This window comes from Sphingomonas plantiphila (assembly GCF_046000505.1).
GTDB classification, from domain to species: Bacteria; Pseudomonadota; Alphaproteobacteria; order Sphingomonadales; family Sphingomonadaceae; genus Sphingomonas; species Sphingomonas plantiphila.
Map to the genome: position 1 here is coordinate 24,919 of NZ_JBELQC010000002.1, position 23,142 is coordinate 48,060.

The 23,142-nt window shown below is 66.4% G+C and carries 25 protein-coding genes; 6 read left to right on the forward strand and 19 right to left on the reverse strand.

All coding sequences use genetic code 11. From position 1 onward, the window contains the following. Positions 1-8 precede the first annotated feature (8 nt). From ABS767_RS12345 to ABS767_RS12385, 9 genes are all read right to left on the reverse strand, one after another. A complete protein-coding gene (locus tag ABS767_RS12345; RefSeq protein ID WP_408078762.1) occupies positions 9-779 on the reverse strand; it encodes a hypothetical protein in 771 nt (256 codons plus the stop codon). 57 nt (positions 780-836) lie between these two features. Continuing rightward, positions 837-1,556: a DUF4230 domain-containing protein gene (locus ABS767_RS12350; RefSeq protein ID WP_408078764.1), complete on the reverse strand. Its 720-nt coding sequence runs from the start codon at positions 1,554-1,556 to the stop codon at positions 837-839. Beyond that, entirely contained in the window at positions 1,553-2,410 is an 858-nt protein-coding gene (locus ABS767_RS12355; protein ID WP_408078766.1) for an MBL fold metallo-hydrolase, read from the reverse strand. Before ABS767_RS12355 ends, ABS767_RS12350 begins: the two co-directional genes overlap by 4 nt. Before the next feature lie 147 nt (positions 2,411-2,557). After that, positions 2,558-4,180, reverse strand: coding sequence for a M56 family metallopeptidase (locus ABS767_RS12360; RefSeq protein WP_408078768.1), 1,623 nt, complete (start codon positions 4,178-4,180; stop codon positions 2,558-2,560). Continuing rightward, the gene (locus ABS767_RS12365) at positions 4,177-4,545 is read right to left on the reverse strand and encodes a BlaI/MecI/CopY family transcriptional regulator (RefSeq protein ID WP_408078770.1); all 369 of its coding nucleotides are present in this window, start codon (positions 4,543-4,545) and stop codon (positions 4,177-4,179) included. The genes ABS767_RS12360 and ABS767_RS12365 overlap by 4 nt, the downstream gene beginning before the upstream one ends. A 226-nt stretch (positions 4,546-4,771) precedes the next feature. Further along, a complete protein-coding gene (locus ABS767_RS12370; RefSeq protein WP_408078772.1) occupies positions 4,772-6,127 on the reverse strand; it encodes a glycosyltransferase in 1,356 nt (451 codons plus the stop codon). Positions 6,128-6,155: 28 nt separating this feature from the next. Then, entirely contained in the window at positions 6,156-6,485 is a 330-nt protein-coding gene (grxD, locus tag ABS767_RS12375; protein WP_408078774.1) for a Grx4 family monothiol glutaredoxin, read from the reverse strand. A 1-nt stretch (position 6,486) separates the two neighbouring features. Next, positions 6,487-6,729, reverse strand: a complete 243-nt coding sequence (locus tag ABS767_RS12380) for a BolA family protein (protein WP_408078776.1) — start codon at positions 6,727-6,729, stop codon at positions 6,487-6,489. 2 nt (positions 6,730-6,731) lie between these two features. Further along, complete coding sequence (locus tag ABS767_RS12385) at positions 6,732-7,055, reverse strand: DUF1476 domain-containing protein (protein WP_408078778.1); 324 nt, start codon at positions 7,053-7,055, stop codon at positions 6,732-6,734. A gap of 141 nt (positions 7,056-7,196) precedes the next feature. Between ABS767_RS12385 and nadC the strand changes: the two genes are divergently transcribed. Together nadC and ABS767_RS12395 are read left to right on the forward strand one after the other, a co-directional pair. Further along, positions 7,197-8,042, forward strand: a complete 846-nt coding sequence (gene nadC, locus ABS767_RS12390; protein ID WP_408078780.1) for a carboxylating nicotinate-nucleotide diphosphorylase — start codon at positions 7,197-7,199, stop codon at positions 8,040-8,042. Between the two features lie 33 nt (positions 8,043-8,075). After that, a complete protein-coding gene (locus ABS767_RS12395; protein ID WP_408078782.1) occupies positions 8,076-8,546 on the forward strand; it encodes a hypothetical protein in 471 nt (156 codons plus the stop codon). A gap of 3 nt (positions 8,547-8,549) precedes the next feature. Here ABS767_RS12395 and ABS767_RS12400 read toward each other — a convergent pair whose 3' ends face one another. The 6 genes from ABS767_RS12400 to miaA all read right to left on the reverse strand — a co-directional run bounded on the left by ABS767_RS12400 (position 8,550) and on the right by miaA (position 14,893). After that, positions 8,550-8,942, reverse strand: a complete 393-nt coding sequence (locus ABS767_RS12400; RefSeq protein WP_408079729.1) for a DUF4112 domain-containing protein — start codon at positions 8,940-8,942, stop codon at positions 8,550-8,552. A gap of 31 nt (positions 8,943-8,973) precedes the next feature. Further along, the gene (locus ABS767_RS12405; protein ID WP_408078784.1) at positions 8,974-10,431 is read right to left on the reverse strand and encodes an ABC transporter substrate-binding protein; all 1,458 of its coding nucleotides are present in this window, start codon (positions 10,429-10,431) and stop codon (positions 8,974-8,976) included. A gap of 53 nt (positions 10,432-10,484) precedes the next feature. Continuing rightward, on the reverse strand, positions 10,485-11,504 hold the full coding sequence (ilvC, locus tag ABS767_RS12410; RefSeq protein WP_145844650.1) for a ketol-acid reductoisomerase: 1,020 nt from the start codon (positions 11,502-11,504) through the stop codon (positions 10,485-10,487). 99 nt (positions 11,505-11,603) lie between these two features. Then, complete coding sequence (gene ilvN / locus ABS767_RS12415; RefSeq protein WP_408078786.1) at positions 11,604-12,119, reverse strand: acetolactate synthase small subunit; 516 nt, start codon at positions 12,117-12,119, stop codon at positions 11,604-11,606. 4 nt (positions 12,120-12,123) lie between these two features. After that, positions 12,124-13,884, reverse strand: coding sequence for an acetolactate synthase 3 large subunit (locus tag ABS767_RS12420; RefSeq protein ID WP_408078788.1), 1,761 nt, complete (start codon positions 13,882-13,884; stop codon positions 12,124-12,126). Between the two features lie 85 nt (positions 13,885-13,969). Next, on the reverse strand, positions 13,970-14,893 hold the full coding sequence (miaA, locus tag ABS767_RS12425) for a tRNA (adenosine(37)-N6)-dimethylallyltransferase MiaA (protein ID WP_408078790.1): 924 nt from the start codon (positions 14,891-14,893) through the stop codon (positions 13,970-13,972). 84 nt (positions 14,894-14,977) lie between these two features. Here miaA and serB point away from each other — a divergent pair, with 84 nt between their 5' ends. Further along, entirely contained in the window at positions 14,978-15,805 is an 828-nt protein-coding gene (gene serB / locus ABS767_RS12430) for a phosphoserine phosphatase SerB (protein WP_408078792.1), read from the forward strand. Between the two features lie 4 nt (positions 15,806-15,809). Here the strand turns inward: serB and ABS767_RS12435 are convergent, their stop codons facing one another. Further along, positions 15,810-16,814, reverse strand: coding sequence for an SPOR domain-containing protein (locus ABS767_RS12435; RefSeq protein ID WP_408078794.1), 1,005 nt, complete (start codon positions 16,812-16,814; stop codon positions 15,810-15,812). A gap of 178 nt (positions 16,815-16,992) precedes the next feature. Between ABS767_RS12435 and ABS767_RS12440 the strand changes: the two genes are divergently transcribed. Genes ABS767_RS12440 through ABS767_RS12450 form a run of 3 tightly spaced genes read left to right on the forward strand, consistent with a single transcriptional unit; the run spans position 16,993 to position 19,611 of the window. Continuing rightward, the gene (locus tag ABS767_RS12440; protein WP_408078796.1) at positions 16,993-17,712 is read left to right on the forward strand and encodes an AAA family ATPase; all 720 of its coding nucleotides are present in this window, start codon (positions 16,993-16,995) and stop codon (positions 17,710-17,712) included. Next, positions 17,712-18,266 carry a hypothetical protein gene (locus ABS767_RS12445; RefSeq protein WP_408078798.1) on the forward strand — a complete coding sequence of 185 codons (555 nt, stop codon included), beginning with the start codon at positions 17,712-17,714 and terminating at the stop codon, positions 18,264-18,266. The genes ABS767_RS12440 and ABS767_RS12445 overlap by 1 nt, the downstream gene beginning before the upstream one ends. Positions 18,267-18,282: 16 nt before the next feature. Next, positions 18,283-19,611 (forward strand): SPOR domain-containing protein, encoded by a 1,329-nt coding sequence (locus ABS767_RS12450; protein WP_408078800.1) that lies wholly within the window; start codon positions 18,283-18,285, stop codon positions 19,609-19,611. A gap of 52 nt (positions 19,612-19,663) precedes the next feature. On the opposite strand, the gene ABS767_RS12455 is transcribed toward ABS767_RS12450, so the two are convergent. Genes ABS767_RS12455 through ABS767_RS12465 form a run of 3 tightly spaced genes read right to left on the reverse strand, consistent with a single transcriptional unit; the run spans position 19,664 to position 23,119 of the window. Then, positions 19,664-20,878, reverse strand: coding sequence for a dihydroorotase (locus ABS767_RS12455; RefSeq protein WP_408078802.1), 1,215 nt, complete (start codon positions 20,876-20,878; stop codon positions 19,664-19,666). Then, positions 20,875-21,867 (reverse strand): aspartate carbamoyltransferase catalytic subunit, encoded by a 993-nt coding sequence (locus ABS767_RS12460; protein WP_408078804.1) that lies wholly within the window; start codon positions 21,865-21,867, stop codon positions 20,875-20,877. The genes ABS767_RS12455 and ABS767_RS12460 overlap by 4 nt, the downstream gene beginning before the upstream one ends. A gap of 49 nt (positions 21,868-21,916) precedes the next feature. Beyond that, positions 21,917-23,119, reverse strand: a complete 1,203-nt coding sequence (locus tag ABS767_RS12465; RefSeq protein WP_408078806.1) for a cation:proton antiporter — start codon at positions 23,117-23,119, stop codon at positions 21,917-21,919. Between the last annotated feature and the right edge of the window lie 23 nt (positions 23,120-23,142).

Here is a 23,142-nt window from a genome sequence, read left to right on the forward strand (position 1 = left end):
GCGCACGATCAACCGGGGAAGCGCGCCTTTTCGAGCGCTGGCTTTGCCGCGCCCGGGGTATCGGCGACGACCGAGCGGTAGACGGACGTGCCGATCGGGCTCTTCGCGATCACGTCGAAGGCGAACCATTGCAGGACCACTACCGCCAGGCCGACTAGATACGCGGGATGGACGTGGCCTTGCCTGATCCGATCGCGGACCATGCCGATGACGATGAACGAACTTATCGCAGCGACCAGGACAACGACGCCGTTGGGCGACGTCGTCAGTTGCGGCGGGAGAAGTCGTCCGAATGCGGGGCCCATGATCCCCGCCATTGCGCAATAGATCAGCCGGCGATGCCAGCCGGTATTCGCGCGCACGGCAACGGCGGCCCAGATCATCGCGGCGAAACATGCTACGCCAAGCGGGTTCATCACCAGGAAAAACGCCGGGGTGAAGATCGGTGGGGCCAGTCCGCGCTGGACCGTAAAGGCGGTGGTGAGCGTGCCGACGAGCACCATCCACAGCGTATACGCGGCGGCAAACCAGCCCAGCCGCCGGTGCAGCGCGGTCGATCCGGTAGCGATCAGGGCATTTTGGGTCACGTAAATTGCGACCCAGCCGAAAAAGGTCAGCGCGTGGACATGGACGTAAAGCGGCGCGCCGAAGGTGGAGAGGCCCATGATCGCGAAGAAGGAAAAGGCGAGCAGGTTAAGCAATGCCATGACGATCGCCATCGCCAGGAAAAAGCGCGTATCGGGCGCGAAGCGCATGCCCGTCTGTGCCAGTGTCACCATGTGATCAGCCCCCGCTGTGTCAGCGAGTCGTCTTAGCACATTCGGAGTCGAACCAAACTATTGCTTCGCGCGGTCCGCGCGGTCTTTCATCACCTGTTGCGGAGAGCGTGAGACGTCCCAGCGTTCGCCGTCGCGTCGGGCGCGCTCGGGCGGGAAGGTGACGACCACGCGCACCTCGCCCAGCCCCGCGGCGGCAAGCGGCTGGGCGAGCAGGCGCGCGATCGCGGTCCGCCCGAGCTCGCGCGCCTGCGCCATGCGCTCGGGGCTTTTCGCCTCGCGCTCCGCGACGATGGTGGCGCGCGCGGATGTGCTCTTGCTCAGCGCTTCGGCCGCTTCGCGGGTGACGAACAGTCCTTTGGTTTCCACCAGCGAGCGTCGGCCCTCGTCCGTGTTTGCTGGTGCCGTCGTTACGTCGGGCGCATCGACGATCAGCGTGCGGGTCTGACCGTTCCATTCCAGGTCGTCGGGGCCCAGGCGCGACACGTCGACGAAATAGCCGACCGAATAGGGCATCTTCACGACCTGGTCGCTGCGCAGCAGCCCCAGCGCGCGGACATCCGACGCCGTTGCCTGGACCGTCCCGGTGAGCTCGGCCACTTTGAGCGTCCCGCTTCCGTCGAGCCGAGCAGTGACGATCTGTGTCACCGGGTCGCCGCCGTCGTCGGGCAGCGTCGCCAGGCGCGTTTCGGCGAACCGATCCCAGGACAGCCAGGCAGCGGCGGCGATCACCGCGAGCGCTGCGGCCGCAAGCAGGAGGCGGAGGGGACGGTCGTTCATGCGACGCTGCGCCATGTATCCGCGTCCTCGCTTGCCAGGCCCCGGTTCCGCAGATCGATCAGATGCGCCAGCACCGAGCGCCCCGCCGCACCCGCGAGGCGCGGGTCCAGCCCGACATACATGCGCGCGACCATGTCCGGAATCGCACCGACATCCTGGTCCAGGAGGCGCAGGATCTGGCCCTCGCGCTGCCGGCGGTGCCCCATCATCCCGCGCACCAGACGGCGCGGATTGGTCACTTCCGGGCCATGCGCGGGATAGAAGACCCGGTCCTCGCGGCCGAGCAGCTTGTCGAGGCTGGCCATATAGGCGCCCATATCGCCATCGGGTGGGGCAACGACGCTGGTCGACCAGCCCATGACGTGGTCGCCGGTGAACAGCGCGCCGCTCTCACGCAGTCCGAAGCACAGATGGTTCGACGTGTGCCCCGGCGTCGCGACCGCTTCGAGCGTCCAGCCCGCTCCCGATAGCGTCTCGCCGTCCGCCAGCACGCGGTCCGCGGCATAGTCGCGATCGAACGCCGCGTCGGCGCGGGGACCCGAGTCTTCGATCGTCAGCGGAGCGCAGCCGATGATTGGCGCGCCGGTTGCTGCCTGAAGCGGGCGGCTGGCCGGGCTATGGTCGCGATGGGTGTGCGTGCACAGGATCGCGCGAACCGGACGCCCGGCGATCCCGGCCTCGAGCGCAGCGAGGTGTTCTGGCAGATCCGGCCCCGGATCGATCACCGCCAGATCGGCTGTGCCGACCAGATAGGTCTGGGTGCCGGTATAGGTGAAGGGCGAGGGGTTCGCCGCCAAAATGCGCGCCACCAGCGGTTCTACCCGGATCGCTTCGCCGGTTGGAGCTTCGCTCATGCGTTGCAGATGGCGGTTTGCGGCGCGCGACACAAGCCTGCAGATGCGCGGTCCGCAAAACGGCCGACCGCGTTGAAGGGACGCGGCCGGCCGTGCCGAAGTCTCCGAGCGACGATGGGCTGGCCGCTCGGGGAGTCGGGTTGCGGTTCAATCCGTAGCGTCGGATTCGATTTCGCGGATCGCCTCGTCGATGCCGCGCAGCGCGGCCAACCGCTGGCTTGCGCTCAGTTCCTTCTGCATCTCGATCGAACGGCGTGCCATCTTGAGGCTCATCATCGCGTGCCGCTTGCCCATATCGGCGCTGGCGATCGCGACAGCCTCGGCGCCACGGGCGATCGCCTCAGCGCCTCGGGCGCTCTCTGCGGCGGCGGAAGCGCGCATCTCGATGCGATCGGTGCACAGCACGATCTTGCGCTTGTTGCCTTTCCGGGTCTCGATCTTGACATCGTCGTCCTTCGATCCGCCGCATGTGGCGGAGGAAATGTCGACATCGACGTCCATCTCGCGGGTGGCGGTCCACGCGTAGCGCGAGTCCGGTTCGCCGACACGCACCACGCGCGTCTCCCGCTTGATCTCCTTGCCGTCCTTCTTCTCGATCACGACGACGCGTTCGACACGTTTTCCGGCCGTAGGTTCGGGCGCTTCGGGTGCTTCAGGAACGTCCGGCTCTTCCGGCCCGTCGGCCTCCTGGGCCATTGTGGGAATGGCGGGCGGCACCGCGGCGAGCGGGGCAGGTGCCCTCGGCGCTGCGGGCGCGCTCGGCGCACGCGGCGCATCGATGTCGGCGGCACCCGCACCCGATGCGGTAAGCGCAAGCGCGCCCAGCGACAGCGCGAGTGCGCCGGTGACGCCGGCGGCCACGCGGCCGCGCGACTTGGGATTGTGCTTCGAAAGCATTTTCAGCCTCCCCTTGAGTTCGTTGATGGTGTGAAGGTGGCATGCCGCCGAGACCGCACCCCCATGCGCGGACTTGACGATGGCGCGGCCATAGGCATGGCGGAGCGCCGGGGCGCGGCCCGAGAGCACCAGGGCGTCACAGGCCATTTCCTGGTCGGCGCGAAAGGCGCGGAACGCCCGCCACGCGACCGGGTTGAACCAATGGAGCGCGAGCACGACCAGCGCGATCCAGTTGGCGATCAGGTCACCACGCAGATGGTGCCCGAGTTCGTGCGCGAGCGCGAGGTTGCGTTCGAGCGGGTCGTAGCGATCGTTGAAGTCGCGCGGGAACGCGACATATTTGCGAAAGATGCCGAAGGCGAGCGGGCCGGTCGCGGCATCGGTCTCGATCACATGGACGCGCCCCTCCGCGACGGTGCGGCGCACCTCGGCCTTGCGCAGCAATGCCGCGCAGAAGCGGGTATGCGAGATGACATGCCACAGCAAGAATGCGAGCGCGCCGGCGGTCCAGACCGTGCCGATGATGAGCAACAGGCTCGGCCCGCTCACCGTCACCACGCTCGCCTGCGCGGCCGTCGCGCTCGTGCCGGCGGCCATATCGACCTGCGCCTGCAGCAGCGCCTGATCGATGATCATCTGAGTGCTGTCAGCGGTGGCGGCTGGTGCCTCGGCGGCGTAGGTCAGCCCGCCGAACAGTTCGGTCAGGCTCCACGCGCCCGGAAGCGGCGGGATCAGCATCCGCAGCACGGGCAGCAGCCACAGCGCATAGGCGATGTTGGGACCGAATTGATCGCGCACCGGCTTGCGCAGCGCGAGAACCAGCAGCATCAGCAGCGTGGTTGCTACGCAGGTTTCGACCATCCAGGCGATCATTGCTTGATCTCCTTCAGCAGCGCCTCGATCTCCGCGATGTCCTGGTCGGTCAGAACGTCACGCTCGGCAAGATGCGCGACGAGCGGGGTCAGCTTGCCCCCGAACAGCCGGTCGATCAGGCGGCGCGATTCACCCTCGACATAGTCGCCGCGCGCAACCAGCGGACGATATTGATATCGGCGGCCATCTTCGTCGGCCGCGATGACGTTCTTCGCGAGCAGTCGCCCGAGCAGGGTCTTGACGGTGTTCGCGCTCCAGCCGCGCGACGGCGCGACGCGCTCGGCCACATCTTGGGCGGTCAGGGGCGCATCGTCCCACAGAACTTCCATGACGGCATGTTCTGCATCGCTGATTCGTTCGGTCATCGCATTCCCTCTCGACTACGGGTGTAATCGTCTCGATCACATCTGTAGTCAAGCGGCTTAATCGTAGATGAACGTTTCGGGTGTGACGCGGTGTGTCGGCAAATTTGACAACGGCTGCCGGGGTTAATCCGCGCTAACCATCGTGATGCCCGAATTCAGCGCTGAGTGGGAACTGGCACGCCGCATGCAACTCCGCAGATATATGTGTTCACCCATGTGTGACGCTTCAGGGGCGGGCGATTGAACCAGGCGGTTCGGTCGTCCGCCCCGTCCCGTTCCGGGGACGCGCATAGTCGATCACGCCGCCGTCGGCACGGCGCCGGCGCCTGAAGATGCGGGCGCCCTCCTCTTCGAGACGCTCGTGCGCGCGGGCGAGTGCCTGGGGATAGATCGTGCCGAACAACCGCTCGAACGTCCGGTCCCAGCCATAGCGCTCGACCGCCATAGCGCGCGCACGCGCCCCGACCAGTTCGGCACCGTCGCGCCACAGGCGCGTGACATTGGCCGCCATCGCACCGGGATCGTCGACAGGGCCGAGCAGCCCGAGACCGGGGGGCACGCGATCGGGCATCGCGCCGCTTGCGACACCCACGACCGGAAGCCCGCTCGCCTGTGCCTCCAGCACCGAGATGCCGAAGGTTTCGTCGGCCATTGCCGAAACATAGATGTCGGAAGAGGCGAGTGCGCGCGCCAGTCCGGCGCGGTCCCGCTCGAACCCGGGAAACGCTATCGGCAAGTCCGCTGCATCCTGGGCCAGCCGGTCGCGCAGCTTGCCGTCGCCGATCATCACCATCTTCGCGCCCAGATCGGCCGGGAGCAGGCGAAACATCTCGACCAGTCGGTCGGCGCGCTTTTCATTGTCGATCCGTCCGGCATAGACCAGCAGCGGCCCGTTGCCGGTAAAGCCGAGCGAGGTGCGATACTGCGGATCGCGACGGGCAGGGGAAAACAGGTGCGTATCGACCCCGAGCGGCATCACATCGGTGCGCGTGATCGTCTTGCGGGCGAGCGTCGCCTGCGCATCCTCGCTCAGCGTATAGACACGGTCGAATTCGCGATAGGTGATCTCGGCATAGCCATAGGCGAGCATCCGCATGAAGCCGGCCACCAGGCGTCCCGCCTTCGCCTCGACCACGCGATGAACATGCGCGTTCGGAAAATCGGTGCGATAGCCCGCGACGAGGGCGGTTTGCGGATAGTCGCGGCGATGCCGGATTGCGGTCCATGGCAGAACCCATGGGCAGAGCGATTCGACAATATCGGGGCGATAATGGGCGAGTAGCGCGCGCACGGCATCGGTGCGCAGGATGAACCGGTAATTGGGACTCCCGCGTACCGGCTTCGCTCCCACCTCGGCAAAGATGTGGCGGCCGTTGATCGTTACGCGGTCTTCGGGGCCGGGGACGATCTGGAGCAGCTGATGCGGCGTGTAGTTGAGCACGTAATCCCGCTTTTCGCGAAGATAGGTGCTGATCCCGCCGCCGCCTGCGGGAGAGTAGCTCTGCGTCAGATCGCAGATGAGCAGGGACGAATCGTCCCGCACCGCCGCGCCTGGCGCGGCGGTGAAACAGGGTACGAACATACGCTTTTACTCGGTTTTCAACCTCTGGTTACGAAGTCGAAACGCCCCGTTCTTCGAGAAGTTGCGCAAGCTCGCCGCTCTCGTACATCTCCATCATGATGTCCGACCCACCGACAAACTCTCCCTTGACGTAGAGCTGTGGGATCGTCGGCCAGTCGGAGAATGTCTTGATGCCCTGGCGCACCTCCTGATCCTGCAGCACGTCCACGCTTTCGAAGTCGACGCCCAGGTGGCTCAGGATCGACACCGCCCGGTTGGAAAAACCACACTGCGGAAACAGCGGCGTCCCCTTCATGAACAGGACGACGTTGTTGTCATCGACCAGTTTGCGGATGCGGGCCTGTGTCTCTTCGGTCATTTCAATCGCTCCCTGCCGGAACGGCGGTGGTGAGCTGGAGTGCGTGGAGCACTCCCCCCATCCGCCCGCCGAGCGCGGCGTAGACTGCCTGATGCTGCTTGATACGGGGCAGCCCCCGGAATGTTTCGCTGACGACACGCGCGGCATAATGATCGCCATCACCGGCGAGGTCGGTGATCTCGACCTGCGCATCGGGAATGCCACTGCGGATCAGCGTCTCGATCTCTTCCGCCGCCATCGGCATTTCTATTGTGCCTCGATCAGCTGGCGGCGCGCCTCGACGGTCATGTCCTCTACCGCTTTGCGCACCGCTGCGTCGTCGGTCTCGATGCCGGCGGCGGTCAGATCACCCAGCAGCTTGCGGATCACGTCCTCATCGCCCGATTCCTCGAAATCGGCCTGGACCACCGCCTTGGCATAGGCATCGGTCTCCTCGGGGGTGAGGTTCATCTTCGCCGCCGCCCACTGGCCGAGCAGCCGATTGCGGCGCGCCGTCACGCGGAACGCCATTTCCTCGTCCCGTGCGAATTTGGATTCGAACGCGCGCTCGCGATCGTCGAAGGTCGTCATCCTGCAACACCCCTTGGTTGTTTCGTTGGGGAGATAGGGGGCGGTCGTGCCTCTGACAACGGGTCGGGGCGAAAGGGTGGGGCGTTGCCCGCCGCGCGCGGGAACGCTAGGCCCCGAGCGTCCTTCCAACGCGGAGCTTCCATGACGCCATTCCAGCTCGACGGGTTCGACATCGACCGGTTCGTCGCCGCGACGCTTGCCGAGGATGTCGGCACCGGGGACGTGACCGCCCAGGCGGTCATTCCCCCCGCTGCAGCCTTTACCGGCGTGATGGACAGCCGCGACAGCATCGTGGTCGCCGGCCTGCCGATTGCCGCCGCCTTCTTTCGCGCGCTCGACCCCGATGTGGAGATTGAGCTGCTCGCGGACGAGGGCGCACGGGCGGAAGCGGGGAGCGATCTGATGCGATTGCGCGGCAATGCGCGTGCGCTGCTCACCGCTGAACGCGCGGCGCTCAATACCGTTCAGCATCTTTCCGGGATCGCGACCATGACGCGTGCCTATGTCGATTCGATCGACGGCACCGGGGCGACGCTGCTCGACACGCGCAAGACCATTCCCGGCCTTCGACGGCTCGAGAAATATGCGACCCGCATGGGCGGCGCGCGCAATCACCGGATGGGGTTGTGGGACGCGGCAATGATCAAGGACAATCACATCGCCGTGGCCGGATCGGTGGCCGAAGCGGTCGGGCGCGCGGTGCGGGCGGGAATCGGCGAGATCATCGTGGAGGTCGACCGGCTCGACCAGATCCAGCCCGCGCTGGACGCCGGCGCGACCCATTTGTTGCTCGACAATATGGGGCCCACGGGGCTGCGCGAGGCGGTGGGGCTGGTGGCCGGGCGCGTGCCGACCGAGGCGTCGGGTGGTGTCCGGCTGGACACGATCCGGGCCATTGCGGAAACCGGCGTAACCTTCGTGAGCGTCGGGCGGCTCACGCAATCGGCACCCGCTGCCGATATCGGACTGGACTTCGCCGCGGCTTGAGCCTTAGCTGTCGCAACCAAGAGGAGTGGAATCATGCGTCCGAAGTCGATTGTTCGATTCGAGCAGGCTTATCTCGGCTCAATCATCGTCTGGGCGATCGGACTCGCGACCGGCTGGGGTTCGCGGACGCAGATGATCGAAACGAATCCCGCCTTTGCCGGCAATCCGCAAATGCTGGGTTTGGCGCAAACGGTGATGATCGGGTTTAGCCTTTTCATGCTCGCCCTGTGGCTGTTGCTCTGGTATTTTACTGCGCGGAAGGCGAGCGAGGTGACCAAATGGATCATCGTCGCATTTTTCGCGCTGTCGGTCGTGGGGTTGCCGTTCGCATTGATGGCGTATGAGCGCGCAGGCCTGCTGGCGACCGGGCTGACGCTGCTGATGTTCGCGCTTAATGCCTATGCCGTGTGGATGCTGTTCCAGCCCGATGCGCGCACGTGGTTCAACGGCGGCGATACCGCGGAGCACACAATCGCGGACAGCGACGCGCCCCCGCTGCCCTGACGCTCAATTATCGACCGTCGCGGTCGCCGGATGATGGCGGTCGAGATGTCGGCGGATGATGCGCAGGTTCTTGGAATTCGACCGATAAAAGAAATCGGCAACGTCACCGACACCGGGGATCAGGCCGATCAGCCAGTCGAACCCGACATTGCCCGCCATGCGTAGCATGGTACTGCGCGACATACCGATGTTGCGCGCTTCCCACACCATATAGAGCCCCATGGCGGCAGCGATGACGTCGCCGCCCACAGGTACGAGGCCGACCAGGGCGTCGAGCCCTACCGTTTGTTTGGTACCTGGAATAGTGAAACTGCGCTCGAGCAGCTTTTCCAGAGCGGTAACGCGCTGGCGCACCGAATGGGGATCGCGGCCGACGGGGAACGGGGTGCGTTGCATGCGGGTCGCCTTGGCCAACGCGTGTCTCCTGTTACTGGTCCCGCAAATGGGTGAGCGGATGCCATGCCCTCACATTCCCCTGCCAGGCACGCAGCCGCATCGCGGCGACGGACCAACGCAAAGGCTGCGCGATCGGAATATAGAGATGTGCGCTGGCGAAAGCGAGGTCGGCTTGCGCGATTGCCTGCGCCCGTTCGCCGAGCGTCGGGGCGTCGCGCGCCGCCTCGAGCAATTCGGTCAGATCCTCGGGACAGTTTCGGCATGCCGTCACCATGAACCAGCGCGCGCTGTCGTAGGGCGCGACCGCGTCGATCAGGCGCAGGTCGGCGTCGGCGCGTTCCTCGACCCATATGGGCTGCAATCCGATATCCATCAGATCGCGCGCGAGGCGGCTCCACAGCAGGACCGTGCCGGGGCTGCGCGGCATGGCGACGCGGATCGTGAGCGGCGCATCGGGGTTGTTGGCGTGCCAGGCCGCGACCCGGTTGCGCGCGACGATCCTGCGTCCCTCCAGCGGCTGCGCCACCCAGTCCGGCGCGGCTGGGGCAGCGGCTGAATCGAGTTGGTCCGGCATCAGCGTTTCGAGCGGCGACCAGCCCTGGCGAAACAGTGCGGTGAGCGCGGCGCGATCGATCGCCATCGCCATCGCCGCACGATTTTCGGGCACCGCAGTGAAGCCTTCGCGTGAGACGATTGCCAATCCGAACAGCCCGGCCGCCGGATCGATGCGCAGATTGGCAGGTGCGATTCCCGCATGATCGAGCAAGGGCCAGTCGTGGAACGTGCCACCCAGGACCAGATCGGACTCGCGCTGCGCAAACCGTGCGAGGGCGAGTGCGGCGCGCTCTCCGCGCAGGCGGACATTGTCGGCCGGATCGGCGATCTCGGGCTCCTCGACAATGCGATCGGGGTCGAGAGCGGGGCGCAGGAGGATGGCGCCGCTGTCGCCATCCACCCGGAACGGACCGCTTCCCGCAAGCTTCGGTCGCCGCAGGATCGCGAACTCGGGCTGGGCGAACAGCTTGAGCAGGTCGGGGCGGGGATATTTCAGCCGCACCTCGACGACTTGGGGCGTCATTTCCACGACCTCGTCGATCACCGCGACGAAGGGGGCAAGCGCGGAGCGGGCCCGGGGGGCGATGGCGGCACGCAGGCTCGCAACCACGTCGTCGGCGGTGACGTCGGACCCATCCGGCCACTGCGCTTCTCGCAGGCGGAAGATGTAGCTGCGGCCCTCGTCGGTGACGATCCATCGCTCGGCGACGCCTGGCTCGATCCCGCCAGTCGCGTCGAACCGTACCAGCCCCTGCGCCGTGGCGCCCAGCAGGACGCGTTGGGGGAAATCGAGTTCGCCACGGACGGGGTCGCGGAGCGTCGCCGGCTCACCGATCGCGCTCACGACGACCGGGACGTCATCGGGTCGCCGCCTGTCGCAGCCGCCCACGATCAGCGCTGAGGCGACGACCAGGGGCAGGGCGGGGAAGCGCATGCCCCAGCTTTATGGAGGCGGGGCGGGGAAGCCAACCCCGCCCCGGTCCGGACTCAGTTCTTTTCCTTGTCGACCAGCTTGTTCGCGCCGATCCACGGCATCATCGCGCGCAGCTCGCTGCCGACCTGCTCGATCGGATGCGCGGCGGCGGCCTTGCGGCTGGCCTTGAGCTCGGGCTGACCGGCGCGGTTGTCGAGGACGAAATCCTTGACGAAGCGGCCCGACTGGATGTCGGCGAGGACGCGCTTCATCTCGGCCTTGGTCTCGTCGGTGATGATGCGCGGGCCGGTCTTGATGTCGCCGTACTCGGCGGTGTTGGAGATCGAATAGCGCATGTTGGCGATGCCGCCTTCATAGAGCAGGTCGACGATCAGCTTGGTCTCGTGCAGGCACTCGAAATAGGCCATTTCGGGGGCGTAGCCGGCCTCGACCAGCGTCTCGAACCCGGCCTGGATCAGGTGGGTGATACCGCCGCACAGGACGGCCTGCTCGCCGAACAGGTCGGTCTCGCACTCTTCCTTGAAGTTGGTTTCGATGATGCCGCTGCGGCCGCCACCGACACCGGAGGCGTAGGCGAGGGCGACGTCATGCGCGTTTCCGGTTGCATCTTGGTGAATCGCGATCAGGCAGGGTACGCCGCCGCCGCGGACATATTCGCTGCGCACGGTGTGGCCGGGACCCTTGGGCGCGATCATGATCACGTCGATGTCCGCCGGCGGCTCGATCAGGCCGAAATGGACGTTGAGGCCGTGCGCGAAGGCGAGGGCGGCGCCCGGCTTCATATGCCCCTTGATGTCGTTCTCCCAGATCGCAGCTTGATGCTCGTCGGGAGCGAGGATCATCAGGATGTCGGCCCATTTCGCGGCTTCGGTGGTCGACATGACCTTGAAGCCCGCGCCCTCGGCCTTCTTCGCGGTCGCCGAACCGGCGCGCAGCGCGATCGCGACTTCGCCAACGCCGCTGTCGCGCAGGTTCTGGGCATGGGCATGGCCCTGGCTGCCATAGCCGACGATGGCGATCTTCTTGCCGGTGATCAGGTTCAGGTCGGCGTCACGATCGTAATAGACACGCATCTCGAAAATTCCCTTTCGTCATTCCCGCGCGAACGGCTTCAGTCCGCCGCGCCTCAGTCGTTCCTTGCCTGCAAGGGCGATATTCATTCTGTGGAGCGGTCAGGCCGCCTCTTTGCCCCGCGAAATCGCGACGATGCCGGTGCGGGCGACCTCGATCAGGCCGACTTCGCTCATCAGCTCGATGAACTTGTCGATCTTCTCGGTCGTCCCCGTCACTTCGAACACGAAGCTGGAGATGGTCGCGTCGACCACGCGAGCGCGATAGACCTCGGACAGGCGCAACGCCTCGATCCGGTGATCGCCGGTGCCGGCGACCTTTACCAGTGCGAGTTCGCGCTCGACATGATCGCCCTCGGCGGTGAGATCGCGGACCTTGTGTACCGGCACCAGACGGTCGAGCTGCGCCACGATCTGCTCCAGCACATGCGCGCTGGCACTGGTCACGATGGTGATGCGGCTCACCGACTTGTCGTCGGTAATCTCGCTCACCGTCAGGCTCTCGATATTATAGCCGCGCGCCGTGAACAGACCGGCGATCCGCGCGAGAATGCCCGGCTCGTTATCGACGATGACCGCGAGCGTATGCCGCTCGGCCTTTTCTTCCTTGATGTGCATGAGCTTAGACCAGCGCCTTGGCTTCGTCGTCCATCTCGCCGGAAACCTCGGCGGCCTGGAGGAGCATTTCGGTGTGGGCGGCGCCCGACGGGATCATCGGGAAGCAGTTGGCGAGTTTGGCCACGCGGCAGTCGACGATCACCGGCCCATCATAGGCGAGCATGTCGGCAATCCCGTCGTCGAGCTGGTCGCGCCGCTCGATCAGGATGCCCTTCCAGCCATAGGCTTCGGCAAGCTTCACAAAATCCGGCAACGAGTCGCTGTAACTCTCTGAATACCGGCTGGAATAGGTCAGCTCCTGCCACTGGCGGACCATCCCCATATATTCGTTGTTGAGGATGAAGATCTTGACCGGCAGGCGATACTGGGTCGCCGTCGCCAGCTCCTGGATGTTCATCTGGATCGACGCTTCGCCGGCGATGTCGATCACCAGCGCCTGCGGGTTGCCGAGCTGCGCGCCGATCGCGGCGGGCAGGCCGTAGCCCATCGTGCCGAGACCGCCGCTGGTCAGCCACTTGTTTGGGCTGTCGAAGTCGAAATGCTGCGCGGCCCACATCTGGTGCTGACCGACTTCGGTCGTGATGATCGGAGCACGGTCGTGGGTCGCCTCCCACAGCGCGCGGATCGCGCGCTGTGGCATGATCGTGTCCTTGTCGATCCCGGGGCCTTCCTCGGGAAAGTCGAGGCACTTGACCGCGCGCCATCCCTCGATCCGCCGCCACCATTCGGACAGATCGGGCTTGGGATGCTGGCGCGCCTTCCAGATGCGCAGCATGTCCTCCATCGCATGGCCGACATCGGCGACGATGGGCAGGTCGACGCGTACGGTCTTGTTCATCGACGAGCGGTCGATATCGATATGGATCTTCTTCGCGTGCGGCGCAAAGGCGTCGAGCCGCCCGGTCACGCGATCGTCGAAGCGCGCGCCGACCGCGACGATCAGGTCGGCCTGGTTCATCGCAAAATTGGCTTCGTACGTGCCGTGCATGCCGAGCATGCCGAGCCACTGGTCGGACGAAGCCGGAAAGGCGCCCAAGCCCATCAGCGTCGAGGTGACCGGCGCGCCGGTGATCTTCGCCAGTTCGCGCAGCAGATGCGAGGCACCGGGACCCGAATTGATGACGCCGCCGCCGGTGTAGAAGACCGGCCGCTCCGCTGCCGCGAGCATCTCCACCGCTGCCTCGATCAACGCCTTGTCGGCCTTGACCTGCGGTCGATAGGTCTTGTGCTGGATCGGGCCGGGCTTGGCGTAGCGCGCGGTCGCGATCTGGACGTCCTTGGGGATGTCGATCACGACCGGGCCGGGACGGCCCGAGGTCGCGATATGGAACGCCTCATGGACGACCGCGCCGAGCTGCGCAGGATCCTTCACCAGATAATTATGCTTGGTGCAGTGGCGCGTGATGCCGACGGTATCGGCCTCCTGAAAGGCGTCGCTGCCGATCAGGTGCGAGGGAACCTGCCCGGTGATGACGACCATCGGGATCGAATCCATCAGCGCATCGGTGATGCCGGTGACCGCATTGGTCGCGCCGGGCCCCGAGGTGACCAGCACGACGCCGGGCTTTCCGGTCGAGCGGGCATAGCCCTCCGCCGCGTGGGTTGCCGCCTGCTCGTGGCGGACGAGGATATGCTTGATCCGCTTCTGCTTGAAGATCGCATCGTAGATCGGGAGCACCGCGCCGCCCGGATAGCCGAAGATGACTTCCACGCCGAGGTCGTTGAACGCCTCGATCAGGATGTCTGCTCCGCTCTTCTCGGCCACGATATGTCTCCTACTGATTGCCGCGCTGCAATAGCATTACGCGAAGGGCGCTGCTATGCGTAGTAAAGATGCGTGTCAACCAATTTCATTGTTCGAATCGTGCGAAATAGGATAGCTGTTTGAAGCTATCTGTCGCGTCGATACGAATCCAATGGACCGGGGGCTGGTGACGCAGCCACGTATATTGGCGCTTGGCATATTGGCGCGTTGCCGCCTGCGCCCGCTCGAGCGCCTCCTCCCGGCTGAGTGAACCCCTGAGAAAGGCGGTGATTTCCACGACCCCGATCGCCCGGCGGACGGGCGCTGAATCGGCGATATCTGTGCGGTCGAGCAGCGCCCGCACCTCGTCGACCGCCCCGCCTTCGAACATCGCGACAAGCCGGCGGTCGCAACGCTCGGCCAGCCACGCGCGGTCGGGGAGCAGGATCAGCGGGGCAAGGTCGATCGTCTCGCCGATCCCGCCGACGCGTTCGGCCTGCCAGGCGGCGAGTGGGCGGCCGGTCGATCGGACGACTTCGAGCGCGCGCGCCACTCGTGTGGTGTCGGCAGAATTGAGGCGCTCGGCCGCCTCGGGGTCGAGTTTCGTCAGCGCGGTATGCGCCTCTGTGACCGGCATTGCGCGTATCTCAGCGCGGATCGCCGGGTCGATCGGCGGGACCGGGGCGATGCCGTCGAGCAGCGTGCGGATATACATGCCCGTGCCCCCCGCCAGGATCGGCAGGCTACCGCGCGCATGGGCGGCGGCGATTTCCGCCTTGGCTTCGTCCGCCCAGCGCGCGGCCGAATAGTCTTCGCTGCCGGTGACATGGCCGAACAGCCTGTGCGGCGCCTGCGCCTCCTCCTCGAGAGAAGGTCGCGCGCTCAGCACGCGCAGTTCAGCATAGACCTGCGCCGAATCCGCATTGATGACGGTGCCGCCGGTTCGCTTGGCCAGTTCGACTGCCAAAGCGGACTTGCCGCTGGCAGTCGGCCCTGCAATGAGCGCGACCCGGGGCAGGGGTGCGCTCATGCCCGCAGATCCTTGGCAGAGAGAAGCATGGCATACATTGCGACCCTGATAGCAGCCGACACGCTTTCCGCAGGCGATATTTCCATGGCGCAGGACAAGCTGCGCGATGCGTTCTGCGAGCCGGTGGGCGTCACCGAACTGGCCGAGGGCAAGGCATTCGATCTGATCTTCGTCAACGGTCCCGATCGCGCGCGCGTGGCGCTGGAGGGCGCGTTCGACCGTACCGATGTGGTGGTCCAGCCAATCCTGGGACGGATCAAGCGACTGCTGGTCGCGGACATGGATTCGACGATGATCACCGTCGAATGCATCGACGAGCTCGCCGACTATGCCGGAATCAAGGCGCAGATTGCCGAGGTGACCGAAGCGGCGATGCGCGGCGAACTGGATTTCGCCGAGGCGCTGGACGCGCGCGTTGCGCTGCTCAAAGGGCTGGACGCGGGCGCGATCGATCGCTGCCTCGCCGAGCGGGTCGAGCTGATGCCCGGCGCACGCGTGCTGGTGCAGACGATGAAGGAGCAGGGCGCCCACACGATCCTGGTATCGGGCGGATTCACGCGCTTCGCCGGGCCGGTGGGAGCGCAGATCGGATTCGACCGGGTGATCGCCAATGAACTGGTGATCGAAAGCGGCGCGCTGAACGGCGCAGTCACCAAGCCGATCGTCGATTCAGGCACGAAGGAGCGCACCCTGCTCGACGCGCTTGGCGAGCGGGGATTGACAGCGGGGTCCGCGCTGGCGGTCGGCGATGGCGCCAACGACCTGGCGATGATCAAGCAGGCGGGGCTGGGTGTCGCCTATCATGCAAAGCCGATCGTCGCCGCGGCGGCGGGCGCGCGGATCGACCACAATGATCTCACCGCGCTGCTCTATGCGCAGGGATTGTTTCCCGAACAATGGGTGACCGACTGAGCGATTACTCGCGCACGGGTACGCATGGATCGAATGCCCGACAGGCGCCACTCGCCTCCGCATTCGACGCGAACGGACCGATCAGCACCTTCGTCAGCCGGCCTGCCTTGACATAGAAGACCTGCCGACCGGGGAATCGGGCGGCCGCCTGGGCGCCGATGCGGCGGGCGTTGGCGGGGTCTCCGAATGCACCGACCTGCACGCGCCAACCGCCGTCACGCACGGGCGTCGCCGCGGGCTGCGTCGGTTGCGGCTTGGGTTCGGGCTTCGGCACCGGTCGCACGATGGGTGGGGCCGGGCGAGGTTCAGCCGCTTGCGCCGACGGCGAAGAAGGAATTGCGCGTGGCGGCTGATAGGCAGAGGACGGCGGGACTTCGGTCCTTCCCAGGGGGCGCGGGGGCTGCGTGGCTTGGGACGGGGGGACGGCGGCGACCTGAGGACGGCCGGCATCGCGCTCATAGGCGCGGGCAAGCTCCAGACCCTTCTGTCGGTCCTGAAGCGAGATATAGCGGTCCATCTGTGCCTGCGCGGTCGATGCTTGGGGCAGGCCCTGCGCGGCCGCGCGCGCGGTCAGGGCATAGGCGCGCACCCAGTCCTTTTCGACCGCGTCGCCGTTGAAGTACATGGTGCCCAGAACATATTGCGCGCGCGGTTCGCCCCGCATCGCCGCCTTGGTCAGCCATTCGACCGCCTGCAATCGCTTGCCGTTTTCAAAGAGCGAGAGGCCATAATTCTCTTCGGCCTGCGGATGGCCCTGAAGCGCGGCCTTGCGATACCATTCCTCGGCCTGGCCCAGATCCGCGGGAACGCCGCGGCCGAGCTTGTATGCCTGCCCCAGGTTGAACTGGGCGTCGGCATCGCCAGCAACTGCGGGGCCCCGCCACTCGTTCACCGCCGTGCGATAGTCACCGCGCTGCCACGCATCGACGCCCGTCTTGACGTCGGCAAGCGCGGGAGCGACCGCGACGATTGAAGCGGCAACCATTGCCGACAACACCATATGCTTCATTCGGTAGTCCCCAGTCCCACGTCTGGATAATGCCAGTTAACCATAGTGTGGCCAAGCAATGCTTGCGCTCCGGTTAAGCCCGGCATGGGACAACACGCGTATGTGCAGCTCCCATTAACGGCTTCTTAGGGTCCCCCTGTCATCCCCGACGCTGAATTATCGGGAGTTTCGAGGGGCAATGCGCGTACTCGCGATGGCATCGCAGAAAGGTGGTTCGGGGAAGACCACGCTGAGCGGGCACCTGGCGGTGCAGGCGCAGCGGGCGGGGCATGGCCCGGTCGTTCTGATCGACATCGATCCGCAAGGCTCGCTTTCCGACTGGTGGAACGAGCGTGAAACCGATTTCCCGGCCTTCGCGCAGACGACTGTCGCGCGGCTGGCCGCCGACCTGGAGGTGTTGCGCCAGCAGGGCTTTCGCCTTGCGGTGATCGATACGCCGCCCGCCATTACCATGGCGATCCAGAGCGTGATCCAGGTCGCGGAACTGATCGTGATTCCGACCCGCCCGTCGCCGCACGACCTGCGCGCCGTGGGCGCCACGGTCGACCTGTGCGACCGGGCGGGCAAGCCACTGATCTTCGTCGTCAATGCCGCGACGCCCAAGGCGAAGATCACCAGCGAAGCGGCGGTCGCGCTGTCACAGCATGGGACCGTTGCACCGGTCACGTTGCACCACCGCACCGACTTTGCGGCGTCGATGATCGACGGGCGGACGGTGATGGAAGTCGATCCGAACGGCAAGTCCGCGGGCGAGGTGACCGCGCTCTGGTCCTATATCAACGATCGGCTCGAAAAGAATTTTCGTCGCACCGTCTTTACGGCTCCGGCGGTTTCGGCGCCGCAGGCGGTGTTTGCCGGACGGCCACAGGGCGGCTTCGGTCGCCGGGTGGTGAGCTGATGTTCGGTTCCGCGAAACCTGCCGCCTCGCTGTCGTCGGGGCTGCTCGCGCGCAAGGGGCAAGCGCGGCCAGCGATGCGTCCGCAGGGGTTTGTCGGCCTCGATCCGGGTACGTCGCTCGATGATCTCGGGTGGAACGACATGGGGACGGACGTGTCCGCCCCGGTTCCGCCGGTGCTGAGCCAGCGTCAGGCGCTGGTGGAGGAATATGCCCCGCCGCCCGCGCCTGTGCCCGAGCCTGTTCCGGAAGCACCTGCAGCGCCAGTTGTGGCGGCTCCGGCAATCGTGCAGGCGCCCGAGCCTGAGCCGGTTCCGACGCGGCCGGTATCGACTGCGACCGCGTCGCGGATCGGTCGTGAGGTCTCTGCGCGGAAAGGCAAGGCTGCCTTCACGCTGCGGCTCGACAATGAACGTCATCTCAAGCTGCGCCTCGCCTCGGCCATCACGGGTCGTTCGGCACAGGTGCTCGTCACCGAGGCGCTCGACGCCTTTCTGGAAACATTGCCCGAACTGGGAGCGCTGGTTGACCGGCTTCCCGCGGGCAAGGCTCGTTGATCGGGGGATTTGGGCCATGAACGCACGTCGTATTCTCACTGTCAGCGTCTCGGCGCTGGTTCTCGGCGCTCCGCTGCTCGGTGCGCCGTCGCTGATTGGCAGCTTCGCGGTTGCCAACGGCAAGGTTGAAACCGTCGATGCGCGCAAGGCGGCGAAGGAGGCCAAGGCGGCGCGAAAGGCGCTGACCGGCGGCAACGCGCAAAAGGCGGTCACGCATGCCGAAGCGGCCGTGGCGTTCGACCCGCGCAACAGCGAATATCGCAAGCTGCTGGGTGAAACCTATCTCTTCGCCGGCCGCTTCGTTTCGGCGGCGCAGGCCCTAAACGAAGCGCTTTCGCTCGATCCGGCCAATGGCCGTACCGCGCTCAACCTGGCGCTGGCGCAGATCGCCAATGGCGAATGGGCGACCGCGCGGCAGACGCTGGATGTCCACGCGGCATCGATCCCGGCGAGCGACCGCGGCCTTGCCATCGCTCTGGCGGGCGACCCCGGCAGTGCAGTCGCATTGTTGATGGAGGCTGCACGGCAGCCTGACGCTGACGCCAAGACGCGCCAGAATCTGGCCCTCAGCCTGGCGCTGGCAGGGCAGTGGCAGCAGGCCCGCGCGATCGCGGGGATCGACCTGTCGCCCGATCAGCTCGACGGCCGCATCATGCAGTGGGCGAGCTTCGCCAAGCCGCAAAACGCCTATGATCAGGTTGCGGCACTGCTGGGCGTGACGCCTGTGGCCGACGCCGGCCAGCCCGTACAGCTTGCACTCGCGCAGTCGATGTCGACGGCAGTGGCGGCGCAGCGTGTCGCCGATCCGGTCGATAGCTATATGCCCCGTGCCACCGCGGTGGAAACGGTCGATGCCGTTGCCGCACCGGCGGGTGATGTCGCGATGACCGACGCGGTAGCTGCGCCGGCGATCACGGTGCCCAGCGGCCAGCAGATCGTGTTCGCGCCGCGCAAGGAGATCGTCCAGGCGATCCCCGCGAGGGCGGTTCGCACCGAAGTGGCCAGCACCAGCATGGGCGCGACCGCACCGCTGAAGGTCGAGAGCGAGGCGCGCAGCTTCGCCAAGGGCAGCTGGTATGTCCAGCTCGGCGCCTATGACCGGATCGGGGTCGCGCGCGATGCGTGGGGCCGCGCGGTCAAGCGTACCCCGGCGCTGGCTAGCCTGACACCGGCGAGCGCGAGCGTGTCGACGCGCGCAGGCCAGTTCCAGCGGCTTTCGGTCGGCGGGCTGGCGCGTGCCGATGCCGACTCGCTGTGCCGCGAGATTCGCGGCGACGGCGGCAATTGCTTCGTGCGTGGCGGGGCGGGGGACAAACCCACCGGCTGGACCAAGCGTTCGCGCTAAATGACCCTCGACTGAAATCGGAGAAGCCGGGCCAGTGCCCGGCTTTTCTGATTCAGCGGATTTCGCTTCCGCCCTTGAACAGCCGGACCGCGCGGCCCTGAACCGGGAGGCCGTCGAATGGCGTATTGCCGGCCTTTCCGGCCATCCGGTCCGAGTCGATCTGCCAGGGTGCATCGGGATCGACCAGAACGAGGTCGGCGGGCATGCCGGGGGCCAGCGTGCCGCTGTCGATGCCGAGGATATGCGCGGGATTGCGCGCCAGCAGCGCGAATAGCCGCGGGAGCGTTAGCCGGTCGTCGCGGACAAGACCGAGGCTGAGCGTCAGCAGCGTCTCCGCCCCGGCCATGCCAGCCGTGGCGTCGGCGAAGGGGAGGCGCTTTTCCTCTGGCCCGCGCGGGTCGTGCCCCGAGCACAATACGTCGATCGTCCCGTCGGCAAGTGCGGCGAGCGCGGCGAGCCGGTCGCTGTCGTCGCGCAGCGGGGGAGAGAGCCGCGCGAAGGTGCGGAAGTCCGATAGGTTGATATCGGACAGCAGCAAATGCGCGGGGGTGATGCCGCAGGTCGCCTTTACCCCGCGCGCCTTGGCGGCGCGGACAAGATCGAAGGCGGCGGCGGTGGTGAGCTGACGGAAATGGATCGCCGCGTCGGTCTGCTCGGCCAGCATCAGGTCGCGCGCGACAGCCAGCGCCTCCGCCATCGCAGGAGCGGCGGGCAGACCGAGGCGGGTCGCCGTCTCTCCCTCCGTGGCGACGGCTGTGCGGGTGAGGCCGCCATCTTCGGCATGGGCGATGACCACCAGACCGCAGTCGCGCGCATAGGACAGCACGCGGCGCATCACGCCACTGTCGGCAATCCAGCCGCGTCCGGTCGACACGGCGCGCGCGCCGGCGCCTACGTTGGTCGCATATTCGGCGAGGTCCTGCCCTTCGAGGCCACGCGTCGCCGCAGCGATCGGATGGACCCAGAGTTCGGGCTTCCCCATGTCGGCGGCACGCTGGACGATGCCGGGGCCGTCGAGCACCGGCGACTGATCGGGCATCAGGCCGATGCGGGCGATACCCCCGGCGCGGCACGCCGCCTTGTCCATGGCGAAGACGCCGAGATCGACAATGGCCGGTGCGAGCAGCTTGCCGCCGCAATCGATGACCGTCGCGTCGTCGGCCGCGGAATCGATGATTCGACCATTGGCGACGAACAGGTCGCCGCTGCGTTCACCGTCCTCCGGGCAAAGCAGCCGCGCGTTGCGGAAGATGGCAGTGACGGTCATGCCCAGCCCTCCACCTTGCGCGAGCGGCGGGTGAGCACGTCGAGGCACGCCATGCGCACCGCCACCCCCATCTCCACCTGTTCGGTGATCGCCGACCGACCGGGCAGGTCGGCGACGTTCGAGTCGATCTCCACCCCGCGGTTCATCGGTCCGGGGTGCATGATCAGCGCATCGGGCTTGGCACGCTTCAGCCGCTCGAGCGTGAGCCCGTAGTTGAGATGATATTCGCGGGTCGAGGGGATGTAGGCGCCGGACATGCGCTCGTTCTGAAGCCGCAGCATCATCACGACATCCGCCCCCTCAAGCGCCGCGTCGAAATCGGTGAAGGGTGTGATCCCCATCTTCGCGATCGCGGCGGGCATCAGTGTCGAGGGCGCAACCACGCGCACTTCCGCGGCGAGCGCGGTGAGCGCGAGGATGTTCGAGCGCGCGACGCGGCTGTGCAGGATATCGCCGCAGATCACCACGCGCTGGTGCGCGATCGTTCCACGCCGCCGCCGGATGGTGAGCGCATCGAGCAGTGCTTGCGTCGGATGCTCGTGGCTGCCGTCGCCCGCGTTGAGCACGGGACAGTCGACCTTGTCGGCGATCAACTGGACCGCGCCCGAGCTCATGTGCCGGATCACGATCACGTCCGCGCGCATCGCGTTGAGCGTGACTGCGGTGTCGATCAGCGTCTCGCCCTTCTTCACGCTCGATTGCGCGGCGTGCATGTTGACGACATCGGCGCCGAGCCGCTTCCCCGCAATCTCGAACGACAACAGCGTGCGCGTCGAGTTCTCGAAGAATGCGTTGATCTGGGTCAGGCCATCCAGCCGATGGTCGCTGCCCGATCGGTTGCGGTTCACCTCGATCCACTGTTCCGCCTCGTCGAGCAGGAACAGGATTTCGTGCGGCTGAAGCCCGGAAATGCCCGTCAGGTGCGCGTGCGGAAACACGGCGCGCCCCTGAATCTGGGCGCCGGGGCGATGATCGATCGGCGGTTGCATTAAAGGTGTCGGTTAGCGAGGCGGGGCGGGGCGCGCAAGGCGCGACTGGTTACGCCTGACCGGTCTCGGCCTTCAGCCGGGCCAGCCTCGGTTTCGCCATCGGTATGCTCAGCATCGTGCTGCCGACCGCCATCAACAGCAGGGACGTGAACGCCGCGTTGGTGATGACGCCCTTGTCGAGCAGGATGTTGGCGAAGATGATCATGATCAGCGCCTTGGTCTGCAGCAGCCATCCGATCAGGCTTGCCTCGCCCCGGGCCCAGCCTAGGATGCGTCCCGCGAGATGCACTCCGGCGAGCTTGCCCGCGACTGAGGCAACGAGCAGCAATGCCGCGCCCCCGAACACCGCTACGCCGCCCATGTCCCATTGCGTGCGCAGCCCGGTCGACAGGAAAAAGACCGGCATGACCGCGAGCAGGATCGTGTCGCGGAACTGGTCCATCGCCTTGAGGCTGAACCAGCGCGCCTCCAGCACCGCGCCGGAGAGGAAGGCGCCGACCATGAAGTGTAGTCCCGCCCAATCGGCGGCCAGCCCGCAGGCGGCGAGCCAGATCAGGCCGGCATACCAGCGATCACGCTCGCCGATGCGAGCCATCAGCCTGCGGACGAGCCAGGTGGCGAGTGCGAAGACCAGCAGGAAGGCGAGTTGCCGCCCGATCCGCTCCCAATCGAGCAGGATCAGGGCGAGCACGCCCCAGATCGCGATATCGTCCATGCTGGCATAGCGCAGGATGCGCTGGCCGAGCGGCGCGCGCAGGATTTCCAGCTTCTCCATGAATAGGACGAGGATGGGCAGAGCGGTGACCGCGCACGCCATGCCGATCCCGAGTACCACCTGCCACGGCTGGCCGTTCGGTCCGGCCCATCCGCCCCAGCCGAGCAGCACCAGCCCGGCAGCGGCGCCGAACAGCAGCGGGACCGCGAGCGCCAGCCCGGCCGTGACGCCGGTCTCGCGCTTGCGTCGCCACGCCTCACCCAGGTCGAGTTCGATGCCGGCGACCCACACGAACATCATCACCGCCCACCAGGCGATACCGTTGAGCGCGGTGATCACCTCGGGCGTAAAGATCGTTTGATAATAGGTCGGAAATGCCGCGCCGAGCACCCCTGGGCCGAGCAGAATGCCGCCGATGATCTGCACCACGACGAGTGGCGCCCAATGATCGGTGCGGCCCAGTCGCCACACGAGGTAGGGCGCGGTGAAGATGATGAGCATCGCGACGAGAAACAGCTCGGTCACAGTCACCGTCATCGTCGTCGTTCCTCCCCCTGAGT